General features: G+C 70.7%; 14 protein-coding genes and 1 tRNA gene. 5 read left to right on the forward strand and 10 right to left on the reverse strand.

Annotated features, from left to right (window positions below; all coding sequences use genetic code 11):
* Positions 1 to 2: 2 nt before the first annotated feature.
* The 8 genes from OG542_RS23965 to OG542_RS24000 all read right to left on the reverse strand — a co-directional run bounded on the left by OG542_RS23965 (position 3) and on the right by OG542_RS24000 (position 6,505).
* Complete coding sequence (locus OG542_RS23965) at positions 3 to 707, reverse strand: LPXTG cell wall anchor domain-containing protein (protein ID WP_328413618.1); 705 nt, start codon at positions 705 to 707, stop codon at positions 3 to 5.
* 138 nt (positions 708 to 845) lie between these two features.
* Entirely contained in the window at positions 846 to 1,349 is a 504-nt protein-coding gene (locus tag OG542_RS23970) for a hypothetical protein (protein WP_328418075.1), read from the reverse strand.
* A 42-nt stretch (positions 1,350 to 1,391) separates the two neighbouring features.
* Positions 1,392 to 1,994 (reverse strand): aminoacyl-tRNA hydrolase, encoded by a 603-nt coding sequence (gene pth / locus OG542_RS23975; protein WP_328413619.1) that lies wholly within the window; start codon positions 1,992 to 1,994, stop codon positions 1,392 to 1,394.
* Between the two features lie 69 nt (positions 1,995 to 2,063).
* On the reverse strand, positions 2,064 to 2,660 hold the full coding sequence (locus tag OG542_RS23980; protein WP_328413620.1) for a 50S ribosomal protein L25/general stress protein Ctc: 597 nt from the start codon (positions 2,658 to 2,660) through the stop codon (positions 2,064 to 2,066).
* A 187-nt stretch (positions 2,661 to 2,847) separates the two neighbouring features.
* Complete coding sequence (locus OG542_RS23985) at positions 2,848 to 3,828, reverse strand: ribose-phosphate diphosphokinase (RefSeq protein WP_189726796.1); 981 nt, start codon at positions 3,826 to 3,828, stop codon at positions 2,848 to 2,850.
* A 147-nt stretch (positions 3,829 to 3,975) separates the two neighbouring features.
* On the reverse strand, positions 3,976 to 5,424 hold the full coding sequence (glmU, locus tag OG542_RS23990) for a bifunctional UDP-N-acetylglucosamine diphosphorylase/glucosamine-1-phosphate N-acetyltransferase GlmU (protein WP_328413621.1): 1,449 nt from the start codon (positions 5,422 to 5,424) through the stop codon (positions 3,976 to 3,978).
* A 124-nt stretch (positions 5,425 to 5,548) separates the two neighbouring features.
* Positions 5,549 to 5,621 (reverse strand) — tRNA-Gln (locus OG542_RS23995).
* Between the two features lie 23 nt (positions 5,622 to 5,644).
* Positions 5,645 to 6,505, reverse strand: coding sequence for a hypothetical protein (locus OG542_RS24000; RefSeq protein WP_328413622.1), 861 nt, complete (start codon positions 6,503 to 6,505; stop codon positions 5,645 to 5,647).
* Positions 6,506 to 6,673: 168 nt separating this feature from the next.
* On the opposite strand from OG542_RS24000, the gene OG542_RS24005 reads away from it, so the two are divergent.
* A complete protein-coding gene (locus OG542_RS24005) occupies positions 6,674 to 7,972 on the forward strand; it encodes a sensor histidine kinase (protein ID WP_311126104.1) in 1,299 nt (432 codons plus the stop codon).
* Between the two features lie 12 nt (positions 7,973 to 7,984).
* Here the strand turns inward: OG542_RS24005 and OG542_RS24010 are convergent, their stop codons facing one another.
* Both OG542_RS24010 and OG542_RS24015 read right to left on the reverse strand, forming a co-directional pair.
* Positions 7,985 to 8,479: an SUKH-3 domain-containing protein gene (locus tag OG542_RS24010; protein ID WP_328413623.1), complete on the reverse strand. Its 495-nt coding sequence runs from the start codon at positions 8,477 to 8,479 to the stop codon at positions 7,985 to 7,987.
* Positions 8,480 to 8,571: 92 nt separating this feature from the next.
* The gene (locus OG542_RS24015) at positions 8,572 to 9,162 is read right to left on the reverse strand and encodes a YwqJ-related putative deaminase (RefSeq protein WP_328413624.1); all 591 of its coding nucleotides are present in this window, start codon (positions 9,160 to 9,162) and stop codon (positions 8,572 to 8,574) included.
* 379 nt (positions 9,163 to 9,541) lie between these two features.
* On the opposite strand from OG542_RS24015, the gene OG542_RS24020 reads away from it, so the two are divergent.
* From OG542_RS24020 to OG542_RS24035, 4 genes are all read left to right on the forward strand, one after another.
* On the forward strand, positions 9,542 to 10,546 hold the full coding sequence (locus OG542_RS24020; RefSeq protein WP_328413625.1) for an SMI1/KNR4 family protein: 1,005 nt from the start codon (positions 9,542 to 9,544) through the stop codon (positions 10,544 to 10,546).
* 8 nt (positions 10,547 to 10,554) lie between these two features.
* Positions 10,555 to 13,413: an SUKH-4 family immunity protein gene (locus tag OG542_RS24025; protein ID WP_328413626.1), complete on the forward strand. Its 2,859-nt coding sequence runs from the start codon at positions 10,555 to 10,557 to the stop codon at positions 13,411 to 13,413.
* Positions 13,414 to 13,562: 149 nt separating this feature from the next.
* Positions 13,563 to 14,024 carry a carboxymuconolactone decarboxylase family protein gene (locus tag OG542_RS24030; RefSeq protein ID WP_311126100.1) on the forward strand — a complete coding sequence of 154 codons (462 nt, stop codon included), beginning with the start codon at positions 13,563 to 13,565 and terminating at the stop codon, positions 14,022 to 14,024.
* 144 nt (positions 14,025 to 14,168) lie between these two features.
* Complete coding sequence (locus tag OG542_RS24035) at positions 14,169 to 15,062, forward strand: coiled-coil domain-containing protein (protein WP_328413627.1); 894 nt, start codon at positions 14,169 to 14,171, stop codon at positions 15,060 to 15,062.
* The last annotated feature ends 27 nt before the right edge of the window (positions 15,063 to 15,089 follow it).

Genomic DNA, 15,089 nt, shown 5'->3' on the forward strand with positions numbered 1-15,089 from the left:
GATCAGCCGCGGCCCAGCCTCCGGCGCCGCAGCACCAGGAACCCGCCGCACGCCACCAGCGCCGCCGCCACACCGGACAGCAGACCCACCGGGGCCCCGTTGCCCGTCTCGGCGAGGTCACCGTCGGTGCCCCTCTGCGGGGGCGGCGACGACGACGGCGACGAGGACGCCGGCACCCCTCCGCCGGCCGACGAGCTCGGCGAAGTCGACGCACCCGGCTCACCCGACGGCCCCTGCGACGCCCCCGACGAAGGCGACACCGACGCCGACCCGGACGGCGTCGCGCCACCGGGCTCCTGCTCGTCCTCGCAGTCCGACCAGAACACCTTGTGCTTGGCGGAGCCCTTCTCGCCCTCGAAGTTCCAGAACAGCTTGTAGTGCCCGTCGGACAGCGACAGGTCCTCACTGCGGCCGTGACCCTGGGCATCCAGCGTCAGCGCACCGGACTCCACCGTCTCCCCCTTGTTCTCACTCGGGGGGATCGCGTCGATGTGCCAGTCGACCTGCTGACCGCCGTCGAAACCGAAGGCATCCAGGTAGAAGGCGCACACATGCGGCTCATTGCGGCGCAGCTCCTCGCCCGTCGAGGCGTCATGGATCTTCACCGTGCCGTTGTCACCGCCAGGAGTGGCATGGGCGGCCGGACCGAGCAGAAGGACCGCGGAAGCGGCGGCGCAGACAGCGGCGAAACGCGAGAGAGTTCGCATGGGCAGGTTGTCCATCTTCGAGAAGTGACCGAGAAGATGTGGAGGGGGCGGCTCAGCTTCCAGCCTTGCCGGGCAGCACGTCAATCACGAACACACAACGCTCGGCCCCTCCACAGAAGGAGAGAACGCCCCAACCCCTCAGACGGTCACGAACGCGGCCGTCAACAACGCCACTCCCGACAACGCCATCACCCACGCCGCCCGCGTCCGCAGCAGCCCGCCCGCCACCACGACCGACGCCAGCAACAGCGCACCACCCATCGGAATCCACGCGTACAGCACGCCCGCCGGACCCGAACGCACCGCGTCATCACTGCCGGGCTTCATGACCACCGTGTAGGTCCGGCCCTTCTCCACCGCGACCGACTTCGCGATCTCGACCCTCGGCCGCGGCTGCGCACCCTCCGACACCGGCGTGAACGCACCCGTGCACATGTCCGGCCCACACCGCGCCACATCGACCGTGCCGCGCTCCCGGCCCTTCGTCAGCATCACATGCTGCGCCGTACCCCACGACGCCCACACACCCGCGATCAGGATCAGCGCGGCGACCGTACCCATCGCCGCGAACCGCCCGAACCGCAGCACGGCATGAGAGCTCTGGCGAGAAGCGGTGGCAGTGGGGGGCATGGCCGGGATCATTGGCCATACCCACACGGCCGGTCAACTCCCGGGGGTGACAAGTCAGGAGTTGTACGTACTCTGCGCCCGCTCCAGCCCCTCGATCACCAGAGCCTCCACCGCGTCCGACGCCCGATCCACGAAGTAGTCCAGCTCCTTGCGCTCCGCCGACGAGAAATCCTTCAGCACGAAATCCGCCACCGGCATCCGCCCCGGCGGCCGGCCGATCCCGAACCGCACCCGGTGATAATCCGCCCCGAACGCCTTCGTCATCGACTTCAACCCGTTGTGCCCGTTGTCCCCGCCGCCCAGCTTCAGCCGCAACGTCCCGTAATCGATGTCCAACTCATCATGAATCGCCACCACATGCGCGACCGGCACCTTGTAGAAGTCCCGCAGCGCGTTCACCGGCCCGCCCGACAGATTCATGTACGACATCGGCTTCGCCAGAATCACCCGACGATTCGCCGGCCCAGGCGGCCCGATCCGCCCCTCGATCACCTGCGCCTGCGCCTTCCCCGCCCGCTTGAACCTCCCCCCGACACGATCCGCCAGCAGATCGGCCACCATGAAACCCACGTTGTGCCGGTTCCCCGCATACTCCGGCCCCGGATTGCCCAACCCCACGATCAACCAGGGAGCGGCGGTATCGGTCGTCACGTCCATGTCTCCTTCATACGCGTCGGCCGCTGCTCCGCACGGGAACAGCGGCCGACGAAACGACGACGAAGAGGATCAGGCCTCAGCGGCCTCTTCGCCCCCGGTCTCCTCACCCTCAGCGGCCTCCTCGGCCTGCGCGGCCAGGACCTGAAGGACGACGGTGTCCTCCTCGACGGCCAGCGTCGTGCCCTTCGGCAGCGGGATGTCCTTCGCGAGGATCGAGTCACCGGCCGTCAGACCCTCGATGGAGACGGTCACGGACTCCGGGATGTGGGTGGCCTCGGCCTCGACCGGCAGCGCGTTCAGCACATGCTCCAGCAGGTTGCCGCCCGGGGCCAGCTCACCCTCGGTGTGGACGTAGATGTCGACGTTGACCTGCTCGCCACGCTTCACCAGCAGCAGGTCGACGTGCTCCAGGAAGCCCTTCAGCGGGTCACGCTGCACGGACTTCGGAATCGCCAGCTCCTTGCCCTTGCCGTCGATGTCCAGCGCGATCAGGACGTTCGGCGTACGCAGCGCCATCAGCAGGTCGTGACCCGGCAGGGTCAGGTGCAGCGGGTCCGCGCCGTGGCCGTACAGCACACCGGGAACCTTGCTCTCACGACGGATACGGCGCGCGGCACCCTTGCCGAACTCGGTGCGCGTCGCGGCGGAGATCTTCACCTCGGACATAATCACTCCTCGAAGTCAGGTATGGACGTGGTCACCCGGCCACGAACGGCCTGCTACGAAGAGCGCGTCGATAACGGACCACCGCATCCCACAACGGGAAACGGCCTCCCTCGCCGAGCAACTGCAGCAGTCTACTCGGCAAGGGAGGCCGCACCCAAAACGATCTACAGGAACCCCGGAAAAGCCCTTACTGCTCGTCGAACAGGCTCGTCACCGAACCGTCCTCGAACACCTCACGCACCGCGCTCGCGATCGTCGGCGCGATCGACAGCACCGAGATCTTGTCCAGGTCCCCGCTCAGCTCACCCGGCGTCGGCAGGGTGTTCGTGAACACGAACTCGCTCACCCGCGAATTCTTCAACCGGTCCGCCGCCGGACCCGACAGCACACCGTGCGTCGCCGTCACGATCACATCCTCCGCACCGTGCGCGAACAACGCGTCGGCAGCGGCACAGATCGTCCCACCGGTGTCGATCATGTCGTCCACCAGGACACACACGCGCCCCTTCACCTCACCCACGACCTCGTGGACGGTGACCTGGTTCGCGACGTCCTTGTCCCGCCGCTTGTGCACGATCGCCAGCGGCGCGCCCAGCCGGTCGCACCAGCGGTCGGCGACCCGCACCCGGCCCGCGTCCGGGGAGACGACCGTCAGCTTCTCCCGGTCCACCTTCCGGCCCACGTAGTCCGCCAGCAGCGGCAGCGCGAACAGATGGTCCACCGGCCCGTCGAAGAAGCCCTGGATCTGGTCCGTGTGCAGATCGACGGTCAGAAGACGGTCCGCACCCGCCGTCTTCATCATGTCCGCGATCAGACGCGCCGAAATCGGTTCACGTCCGCGGTGCTTCTTGTCCTGCCGCGCGTAACCGTAGAAAGGCACGATGACCGTGATGGACCGGGCCGACGCACGCTTCAGCGCGTCGATCATGATCAACTGCTCCATGATCCACTTATTGATCGGAGCCGTGTGGCTCTGGATCAGGAAGCAGTCGGCGCCACGCGCCGACTCCTGATAACGCACATAGATCTCACCGTTGGCGAAGTCGAAGGCCTTCGTCGGGACAACCCCGACACCCAGCTGGTGGGCGACCTCCTCGGCAAGCTCGGGGTGGGCGCGGCCGGAGAAGAACATCAACTTCTTCTCGCCGGTCGTCTTGATCCCGGTCACAGCACTGTCTCCTCAGAGGTGTCGCAGCTGGGGTTTCGATCTAGGGTCGAGATACCTCTCAGCCGGCTCGCGAGAGGACGTCTCAACTGGTGGGGGTGCGGGTGTGCACTTATCACCGTACGCCGTGTTTGACGCACCGGTTTCCGGTCAGCCCTCGTCAGCCGACTCCCGGGAAGCCGCCTCCGCCGCCTTCGCGGCCGCGCTCCCCGGACGCTTACGAGCCACCCAACCCTCGATATTCCGCTGCTGACCACGGGCCACAGCCAGCGAACCGGGCGGCACATCCTTCGTGATCACGGATCCGGCGGCGGTGTACGCACCGTCCCCCACAGTGACAGGAGCCACAAACATGTTGTCCGAGCCCGTACGGCAGTGAGAGCCGATGTTGGTGTGGTGCTTCTCCCGGCCGTCGTAGTTCACGAACACGCTCGCGGCACCGATGTTCGACTGCTCACCGATCGTCGCGTCACCCACATAGGAGAGATGAGGAACCTTCGTCCCCTCCCCGATCGTGGCGTTCTTCGTCTCGACGTACGTCCCGATCTTGCCCTTGGCCCCCAGCCGGGTCCCCGGACGCAAATACGCGTACGGCCCCACGGACGCGTCCGCCCCCACCTCGGCGCTCACGGCCACCGTGTTGTCCACACGCGCGCCCGCCCCGACCCGGGTGTCGGTCAGCCGGGAGTTGGGCCCGACCTCCGCGCCCTCACCGAGATGCGTCGCGCCGTGCAGCTGGGTGCCCGGGTGGACGACGGCGTCCTGCTCGAAGGTCACCGTGACGTCGATCCAGGTCGTCGCCGGGTCGACGACGGTCACACCGGCCAGCATGGCCTGGTTCAGCAGCCGGTCGTTGAGGATCCGGCGGGCCTCGGAGAGCTGCACGCGGTTGTTGATCCCGGCGATCTCCCGGTGGTCGCCGGCCACGGAGGCCCCGACCCGGTGCCCGGCCTCGCGCAGGATCCCGAGCACGTCGGTCAGGTACTCCTCGCCCTGGCTGTTGTCCGTGCGCACCTTCTTCAGAGCGTCGGCGAGCAACTGGCCGTCGAACGCGAACACACCCGAGTTGATCTCACGGATCGACCGCTGGGCGTCGGTGGCGTCCTTGTGCTCCACGATCGCGGTCACGGCGCCGGTGGCGTCGTCGCGGACGATCCGGCCGTAGCCGGTCGCGTCCGGCACCTCGGCGGTCAGCACGGTCACCGCGTTGCCGTCGGCGGAGTGCGTGGCGGCGAGGGCGTCGAGGGTCGCGCCGGTGAGCAGCGGGGTGTCCCCGCACACGACCACCACGGTCCCGTCGACCGACCCGCCGAGTGCTTCGAGACCCATCCGTACGGCGTGCCCGGTGCCGTTCTGTTCGGCCTGTACGGCGGTGCGGACGGCGGGGGCGATCTCGCCGAGGTGGGCGGTGACCTTCTCACGGGCGTGGCCGACCACGACGACCAGGTTCTCGGGGTGCAGCTCGCCCGCGGCGGCGAGCACATGCCCGACGAGACTGCGGCCGCAGAGCTCGTGCAGGACCTTGGGTGTGGCCGACTTCATACGGGTGCCCTCACCCGCTGCGAGAACGACGACGGCTGCCGGGCGGTTGGCGCTCACGGGATGCCCTTCGGCTGTGGATGGGGTGGGGTTTCATCCGCAGGATACCGGGGGGTTTTGTGGGGGACACGAGAGCGGGCCCTGACTTGGCTGTCGCCGACCAGGGCCCGAACTTGAGCATGTGCTCCCCCGCCAGGACTCGAACCCGGACAGATGGCACCAAAAGCCACAGTGCTTACCAATTACACCACGGGGGAATAACCTCGGCTAAACCGGACATTTAGTCAGGTCGCCGAGCGGCGCCTCCTACTATGCCGTACCAGGCGCCTTCCATGCGACGGTACAAGTCGGCGCTCTTGAGCACGTAGACGATCAGGCAGCCGCGATATGCCTCCGAGGTGTTCTTGCGGCTTGTCTTCGGGTTGTGCCTCTTGAGAGTGGCCTTCTGGAGCGTGGCGGGTGCCACGCCGGCAAGTCCAGCCCAGAACTCTTCGGCCTCCTGCACATTGGCCGACTCGTGGATGCTCACCCGAAAGCGCAGGCGCTCGCGTTCTACGCCGAGTACGTCCAGCCAGCGCAGGAAGAAGCAGATGACGTTCGGGTCGCTGTTGATGAACTGCAGCCTCTCGCGGCGGCTGTACGACTTGTCCTTGGCGCCCTCTGCCCAGTAGAGGACCACTCCTGCCAGGAATACCTCCCGGTCAGTCAGGTCGCCGACTGTTTGCTGGGCGACCGCCTTCGTGTGCTGCCGTTCCTCCTCGCGCCGTTGCAGAGTGACCTCCCAGCCCCGCCTCGCGATAGCCGAAGCCTCCTCGGTTGAGCGCTGGCGCTCCGGCTTGGGTAGATCCCGCACCCACAACGAGATCGAACTCTTACCGCACCCGAGCTCCACCTGGATCTGGTCGTAGGTCCAGCCCTGGAGCCGGAGCTCCCTGGCCTTCTCCCTCAGGTCGTCCTTCGCGTTCGGGCGCTTCGTCCAGGCCGGGGGCGGCTCGCCCTCCAGGAGGCGGTTGAGGAGGTCGTTGTTGTCGACGTGCAGTCGGTCGCGGATCTGGCGGCGGCTCAGTCCCGCGCGGCGTAGCGCCACCGCCCGTTCCCGCAACCCCTCGAAGTCGGCGTATTTGCCAGGTGCATGTGTCATACGCATACCGTCCGGGCGGAATGGAAGCTTCCGGGGTCGAACGGTGAGCGATTCAGCAGTTCGAGGGATATCGGGTGGTATTGCGTCCGAACGGTCACGGAGTGTGGTCCGGGCCAGTCCGGGAAACTCACCGGAAAACCGGCGGCGGGCGCCTTTAGGCTGGAGGGCATGACCGCGACGGGGGAAGACCATGTGACGGCCCGGGGAGGGCCGTGGTGGTGGGCCAGGCGGCGCAGTGCCGTGTTCGATGTGAGTCTGGCCGTGGTGTCCGCGCTGGAGTGCGGGTTCGAGGGCATTCCGTTCGCCAGGGATGCCGGGATCCCGGTGGCGGCGGGGGTGGTGTTCGGGCTGCTGGCCGGGTCCGTGCTGCTCGTGCGGCGGCGGTGGCCGATCGCCGTCGTGCTCGTTTCGATCGCCATCACGCCCGCCGAGATGGGCTTTCTGATGGGCATCGTCGGCCTGTACACGCTGGCCGCCTTCGAGTTGCCCCGGCGGATCCTCGCCTCGCTGGCGGGGATGTCGCTGCTGGGGACGCTCATCGTGACGTTCGTGAAGACCCGGCAGGACATGTCGCGGGGGACTCTGGACATAGGGGACTGGTTCGTGCCCTTCGCCGCCATCACGATGTCGGTGGGGTTCACGGCGCCGCCCGTGCTGCTCGGGCTGTATGTGGGGGCCAGGCGGCGGCTGATGGAGAGCCTGCGGGAGCGCGCGGACGATCTGGAGCGGGAGCTGCAGTTGCTCGCCGAGCGGGCGGAGGAGCGGGCCGAGTGGGCCCGGAACGAGGAGCGGACCCGGATCGCGCGGGAGATGCACGACGTGGTCGCGCACCGGGTGAGTCTGATGGTGGTGCATGCCGCGGCGTTGCAGGCGGTGGCGCGGAAGGATCCCGAGAAGGCCGTGCGGAACGCCGCGCTCGTGGGGGACATGGGGCGGCAGGCGCTGACCGAGTTGCGGGAGATGCTCGGGGTGCTGCGCAGTGGCGGGGATGTGCGGCGTGAGCGTGCGGCGTCGGTGCCGCTGGCGGCGGTGGGGGCGGCTGCCGCGGCGGCGGCTTCGCGGGCCGCTGACGACGAGGGGCCGTGTCTGGCGGAGATCGAGGAGCTGGTCGGGCAGTCGGCTGCCGCGGGGATGGTGGTGGATCTGTCCGTGGAGGGGGAGGAGCGGTCGTATGCGCCGGAGGTCGAGCAGACGGCGTATCGCGTGGTGCAGGAGGCGTTGACGAACGTGCACAAGCACGCGGCCGGGGCGAAGACCTATGTGCGGCTGGCGCATCGGGTGTCGGAGATCGCGATGCAGGTGGAGAACGAGCCGGCCGAGGAGGCGGCGTCGTCGGCGCGGTTGCCGTCCGGGGGGAACGGGCTGGTGGGGATGAAGGAGCGGGTCTCCGCGTTGGGTGGGGTGTTCGTGTCGGGGCCGACGGAGGCGGGGGGTTTCCGGGTGTCGGCGGTGATTCCGGCGTCGTAGGCCCCGTGGTGGTCAGCTCGCTGTCAGGCGGGTCGGTTCCGTGCCGGCGATGAGGGTGGACAGGGCTTGGTCGATGTCCTGGCCGAGGTACCAGTCGCCGGTGTGGTCGAGGGTGTAGACGCGGCCGTCGGTGTCGATGGCGAGGAGGGACTGGCTGTCGGTCTCGGCGCCGAGGGGGCAGACCTGGGCGCCGAGGGCGCGGCCGAGGTCGCCGAGGGTGCGGGCCATGTGGAGGCCGTGCAGTGGGTCGATGTGCAGGGTGGCGGGGGCGACCTGGCGGCCGGGGCCCGTGGGGGCGATGTGGAGTCCGCCGAATTCGGCCCAGGCTTCGACGGCGGCGGGGAAGACGGTGTGCCGGTGGCCTGCGGGTGAGACGTGGTCGCGGAGGGCGTCGGCCCAGTATTCGGCCTGCTTGATGTCCCAGCGTCCGGGCTGCCAGCCGGCGGCGCGCAGGGCGGCGTCGACGGGTACGGCGAAGCGGGTGGAGGAGGTGCGGTCGGTGTGCATCTGCGCTTCGTCTCGTCGAGGTCATGGGTGCGGCGGGCGTGAGGTGCGCGCCGTGGTGCGGGGTGATTGGGGGGGTGGGGTCGGGGTGGGCGTCAGTCGTTCTGGGTCGCCGGGTCGACTATGCGGACCCCGAAGTGGGCGCTGAGTGCGGTGCAGGCGCGGCAGGGGGTGGCGAAGGTGCCGTGGAGGGGGTCGCCGTCCTCGCGGATGTGGCGGGCTGTGAGTTTGGCCTGTTTGAGGGCTTTGCGGGCCTCGCCGTTGGTCATGGGTTTTCGTGCGGCGCGTTTGCTGCGGGTGGTGTCGGCGGCTGCGATGTGCCGGGAGATGAGGATGGTTTCGGCGCAGCGGCCGGTGAAGCGGTCGCGCTGGGCGCTGGTGAGGGTGTCCAGGAAGTCCTGGACGAGGGGGTGCAGGGCCGGGGGTGTGTCGCCGCGGACGGCGGTGCCGGTGAGGGTGGCGCCGCGGACGGAGAGGGCGGCGGCGACGGTGGGGAGGATGCCGTCGCGGCGGTGGTGGAGGACGGGGGTGTGGGCGGCTTCGGTGGCGCTCCAGCCGATGCGGGGGTCGCCGTTGTGAGGATCGCTGCCTCTGGGGTCGCCGTGCCGTGGGTCGCCGTGCCGGGGGTCGCCGTTTCGTGGGTCGGCGGACCTGCCGGTGTGTGGTCCCGTCTGTGTCGCGTTCATGATCGTCTTCCCCTCCGTGCATCCCCCCGGGGGTCACAGACTGCCAAATGCCGTGGCTGGTGCGGAAGCTGGGGCGCGACGACACGCCCGTTCCGGGGCGTGCCGTCACGGTGGGGTGACGGCTGGTCACGGAAGCGGAGGGGGTGCTGACCGGTGCCGGTGACCGGTGTCGTCGTACCGCATAGGCTGTCGGCACCGCGGGCGATGCGGTGATCCGTTCGGAGATCGATGCAGTGAACCGGAGGGTGATCCGCGGGGTCGCGCGTGCAGGGAGAAGTGCAGAGAAGTCGAGACAGACAGACGTGACAGTCGATACGGGTCGTAGTGCGCCAAAGGTGGTCAATACGGGTCGTACAGAGTGCCGCAGGGGGCAACCGCCATGACGACAGGTCGGCTCGGGCAGCAAGCCGCGCCGCCGAACGCGGCCTACGCCGGGCAGGTCGTGCATTTCCCGGACCCGGTCCGGGCGGCCCGTCACCCGAGAGGGGTACGGGTCGACGAGCGTGGCTACCCCGACTTCTCGCCCTACGCGCGCGCGGTCGCGGAGATCGCGGAGCCGCCGGAGGGTTTCGGTGTCGACGAGTTGCGGCTGACGGACTACGTGTCGGCGAACAGCGCGTTGTCGGCGTCCGGGCACGAGCTGTGGGACACGGTGCCGGCGGTGGCGACGCCGCACGGCTGGACCTGGCACCACGCGCTCGGTTCGCGGCGGCTTGAGCTGATCCCGGTCGAGGTGAAGGCGCTGCTGCGGCATCACGGTGGCGTGGCCACGTCGGGTGTCGACCACGGCAAGCGGGGCACGCGGCCGCTCCAGGAGACGCGTCCGGCGCACTTCGGGCTGCCGAAGTCGGGTGTGGCCGTGTCGGAGTCGCAGGTGCAGGGCGTCGAGGAGGAGCTCGGCTACCGGCTGCCGGGCGCGTACCGGTCGTTCCTGAAGGCGGCGGGCGGCTGTGCGCCGGTGGGTGCCGCGCTGAACGCGGAGCTGGGGCTACTGGTCGACCAGCCGTTCTTCACGGTGCGGGACGAGGCCGCGGTCAATGACCTGGTGTACGTCAACAAGTGTCTGCGGGACCATCTGACCAAGGACTACCTGGGCATCTCCTTCGTCCAGGGCGGGCTGCTCGCCGTGAAGGTGAAGGGCGAGCGGATCGGCTCGGTGTGGTTCTGCGCGTACGACGACGCGCGGGACGTGGATCCCTCGACGCCGCCGGCGGAGCGGGTGGAGCGGTTGCTGCTGCCGTGCGGGGACGACTTCGACGTCTTCCTGTCGCGGCTTGCGGGTAATCCGCCGGAGTTGGAGACCGTGGCGAACCTGATGGTGGACGGCGGGTTCGCGCGTGTGGTGCCGGCGGGTGCGGTGTCGTCCTCGGCTGTGGGGGAGTGACTTCGGCGATGGTGACCTTCGCTCAGGCGCAGGAGCGCGCGGAAGAGTGGATCAACGGCGACCTGCCGTCGTACCAGCATCGTGAGGTGCGGGTGCGGGAGTTCGATCTCGGGTTCGTGGTGTGGGCCGAGGACCGTGCGGACGGGCCCCGCTCGGACGGGGGCGCGCAGCGGCTGGTGATCGCCCGGGACAGCGGTGAGGCGACGCTGTGGCCCGGGTTGCCGGTGGGTGAGGTGATCCGCCGGTACGAGGAGGAGTACGGCCGTCCGGACGCGGTGGACGAGCCGGCGCCGGCGCCTCCCGCGCGGGTGGATCTGAACCAGACGTCGTTCCTGCTGACTCCGCCGGAGTGGTTGCAGGACGCGGCGGACAAGCTGGGGATTCCGGATCGGCGGGGGGCCGGGGCGGGTTCCGCTGCCGAGCCGGCTGCTCCTGCGTCTGCTTCGGCATCTGCTTCCGGTTCCGCTTCTGCCGGTGATTCCGCCTCCGGGAGCGGGGCGTCGTGGCCGGCCGCCGGGGGGAGCGACTCGGATGCCTCCGGTGCGCCGGGTGCGCCGGGTGGCCCGGTGGCTCCGGCCGCGCCTGCCGGGGCGACGCCCTGGGCCGGCACGGACACCAACGGCGATGGCGGTGACGATCGTTCCGTACCGCTGCCCGCGACGGTCTTCGCGCCGCCGCTGAGCGAGGCCGACGAGGACACACCGCCGCCCGCTACGACATCCGACGCCAAGACGGCGCTGATCTCCGGCGGGAGTCAGCTTCCGCGGACGGCGGTCACGCCGGCGGTGGACGGTCCTCCGGCGGACGCGCCGAACGCGCGGGGTGCCGGGACTCCGGCTGGTCCGGGGTACGGCTACCCGGCGGGGCCGGGCGCCGCTGCCGGCGTGCCGGGTGCGCCGCCTCAAGGCGTGCCGGGCACGCCGCCCGGTGGGGTGCCGCAGGGCAGTACGCCTCCGCCCGCGCCGGGCGGGCAGCCGTACGGCTATCCGCAGCCGCCGGCCGGGCCGGGTGCGCCCGAGCGGCCGCTCGCGCCGAACGCCGGGGACATCGCCGACGCCGCGACCAGCAAGGCGACTCCGCCGCCGGGTCGTGGGCGGGGCACGGGTCCGACCACGCCGCCCCCGCCGGGCGCACCGGGTACGCCGGGTGCGCGGCCGGGCGATACGCCTCCGCCGTCGGGGCCCGGTGCGCCGGGGACTCCGGCGGGTGGGTATGTGCCCACGCAGATGGTGTCGGCGCTGGGTCCGGAGGGGCCTGGGGGTCCCGGTGGTGCCGGTGGTGCCGGGGGTTCCTCGGGGGCGGGGATTCCGCAGGGCCCGGGTGCGCCGCTGCCTCCGCAGCAGCCGCCGGGTGCGCCGGGTGCTCCTGGTGCGCCGCAGCCTCCCGGTGCCCCCGGTGGTACGCCCCCGGGTGGTGTCCACCATGCCGCCACGATGCTTGCCGATCCCGGTCGGACGGGCCCGGGCGCGCCTCAGCCGCCTCAGCCTCCGGGGCCGCCTGGTGCGCCGGGTGCGCCTGGTGCCCCCCAGCCTCTGGGTGCTCCGAATCCGCCCGGTGTTCCCGGTGCTCCCGGTGCTCCCGGTGCTCCCGGTGCTCCTGGCGCCCCGGGTGTGCCCGGGGCCGGTGCGGGGCCCGTGCACCACGCGGAGACCATGCTGGCCTCTCCGCCCCCGGCGGGCGGCCCCGGCGTGCCTCCGCCGCCGCAGGCTCCCGGCGCACCACCCGCCGCGCCGCCGATGCCGCCCGGCGCGATGCCGGGTGCGGTGCCGCCCGGTGCGATGCCGTCCGGTGCGATGCCGCCGGGTGCGGTGCAGCCTGGCGCGATGCCGCCGCCCGGTCAGCCCGTCCCCGGGCCGCCGCCGGCGTACGGCTATCCGCAGCCGCCCGCCGGGCAGCCGACGGTCGGTCCCGGCTACCAGGCCGTCTTGCGCTACCGCGCGCAGGACGGTTCCGAGCAGCAGCTGATCCGGCGTTCGGCGCCGGGTACGCCGCACCCGGAGTGGCAGATCTTCCACGAGCTGCGGGCCATGAACGTGCCTCCGGACCAGGTGCTGGAGCTGCACACCGAGCTGGAGTCGTGCGAGCTGCCGGGTGCGTACTGCGCGCGGATGATCCGGGAGCAGTGGCCGCAGGCGCGGATCACGAGCATCGCGCCGTACGGCACGGACCACGCGAGCCGGCAGCAGGGCATGCAGCAGTTGCTGGTCCACCAGGGCGAGTTGCACCAGGTGGCGGACGGTCCGGCGCGTCCGGCTCCGGTGCGCGCTCCGCTGCCGCCGGTGCAGGCGGTGCCGCCGGTCCCGCCGGAGGCCATCGCCCAGGAGCTGGGGGCAGCGTTCGGGCCGGGTGTGTTCCGGTTCGAGCAGGCCGCGGTGTCCCGCCAGGGGGTGCCGCCGGTCGTGGCGCACACGCTGGTGGCGGCCGGTCTGCCGATGGACATGGGCCCGTTCTTCTGGGCTCAGGCGCAGCCGGGCCGGCCCGTTCCGACGCTTGCGGAGCTGGCGGCCGAGCGCGGTGTGCAGCCGGCCTCGGACGCGGGTTCCTATCTGGTGATGGGCAGCGATTTCGGCAAGGCGATCTGCGTGCAGTACGGCACGGCCAACATCGTCGCCGTGCCGGTGGAGGCGGGGCCGGGCGGTGCGCCCGTGCCGCCGCAGTTCGTGAACACCGGGCTGCCGGAGTTCGCACGCTGTCTGGCGCTGCTCGGGCGGATGTGGCGGCTGCGGTTCGGGCTGAACCAGGAGCAGGCGGGCCGCTGGACCGTCGACTTCCAGGCCCAGCTGGCCGCGCTCGACCCGGCGGCGCTGGGGTCGCCGGAGAGCTGGTGGTCGGTGCTGCTGGAGCAGATGTGGGACGGACTGCTGTGACCCGTCGCCGCTGACGTGTGGGAAAAGATGCCGGGCCCGGTCGTGTGACCGGGCCCGGCATCTTCGTGCCGGGCCGGCTGTCACATCTCCTCGTGCCGCTTCGTCAGTGCGGTGACAGCGACACATCGCCGACACAGGAGGCAGAGATCATGCAGGCACGGATGACGAACCCGGCGTACGTCCTTCCCGGCGCGATGAAGGGCATCGGCGGCATCTTCCAGGCGATCGGGGAGAGCGGCCTGCGGCAGGAGCTGGCGGAGATCGTCGGGCTGCGCGCCAGTCAGATCAACGGCTGTGGCGCCTGTGTGCACGGGCACACCGTCAACCTCCGCAAGGCCGGGGTGAGCGAGGAGCGGATCAGTGCCGTCGCGGCCTGGCGTCACGCCCCCTTCTTCTCGGACGCCGAGCGTGCGGCGCTGAAGCTGACGGAGGCGGTCACGCGGCTCGCGGACCTCTCGGAGGAGTCGGTTCCGGACGCCCTGTGGGACGAGGTGGCCGACCACTTCGACGAGAAGGAACTCTCCGGGCTGATCCTCACCGTCTCGCTCACGAACATGTTCAACCGCATCAACACGACCATCCAGGAGCCCGTCGGCACCACGTGGGGCTGACGGCCGTACGGTCCGGTCGTGGGCCCGTGACCTCTGTGCGGAGTGTCGCGTTATGAACACTTCTGCCTGATCCACCAAGATGTGCGCGAAATCATCCCGTTTCTTGTGCGGCTTCGCGTCGGTGAGGTGGAGAGGGGTTCCAGGATGAGCAGCGCGTCGATGTCGCCGCACGGCTTCGTGGTCGGGCGGGGGCGTGGCTACCGTCCCGAGCAGGTGGACAGATACGCCGAGGCCGTCTCCCAGAATCGTGACGCGGCCTGGGAGCGGGCCGCCCGGCTGACGGTGCTCGCCCGGCAGATGGACGCGGAGCTGGCGCTGCTGCGGGAGACCGTGGCAGGGCTCGCTCCGCAGGACTACGAGTCGCTCGGGGAGGGGGCGCGGCGGCTTTTCGCACTCGGCCAGGAGGAGGCCGCGGCCGTGCGGGACAGGGCGCGGGAGGAGGCGCGGCGACTCGTGGAGGAGGCGCAGGCCTCCGCGGCCGAGGTGCTCGAGTCCGCGCAGACGGAGGCCGACGCCGTACGCGCCGACGCCGACGAACGTGCCCGGCAGCGGCTGCTCGTGGCGAGCGCGGAGGCCGACGAGATCCGTGTCTCGGTCCGTTGCGGGGCGAAGGAACAGCGGGGTGAGGCGTTGGCCGCGCTGCGGGAGATGCGGCAGCGCTCCTCCGGGATGCTCGCCGAGCGGGACAAGGAGCGCGCCGAGCGGTGGGCGCAGGTGGAGCGGGAGGAGGCCGCCCGGGCGGAGGAGCTGGACGCGCGCCACGCGGAGGCGGTTGCGCGCGCCGAGCGGGCCTTGGCCGAGGCGGAGCAGGCCCTCGCCGACGCCGAGGAATCGGCCCGGGCCCGGCAGGAAGAGGCGCAGGAGCGTGCCGCGGAGCTGGTCGCCCAGGCCCGGGAACACGCGGACCGCGTCGAAGAGGAGACGGAGCGGCTCCTGCGCGCGCACGCGGAGCAGGGAGAGGACGTGCGGGCCCACATCGACCGCGTACACGCCAGTCTGGCGGCGTGGGCGGGGCCGGCGGGGCCGGCGGGGGAGTGACGGCGGCACAGTGGCCGTTGTGCGTCG

The sequence above is a fragment of the Streptomyces violaceus genome (genome assembly GCF_036014075.1).
GTDB lineage: Bacteria > Actinomycetota > Actinomycetes > Streptomycetales > Streptomycetaceae > Streptomyces > Streptomyces violaceus.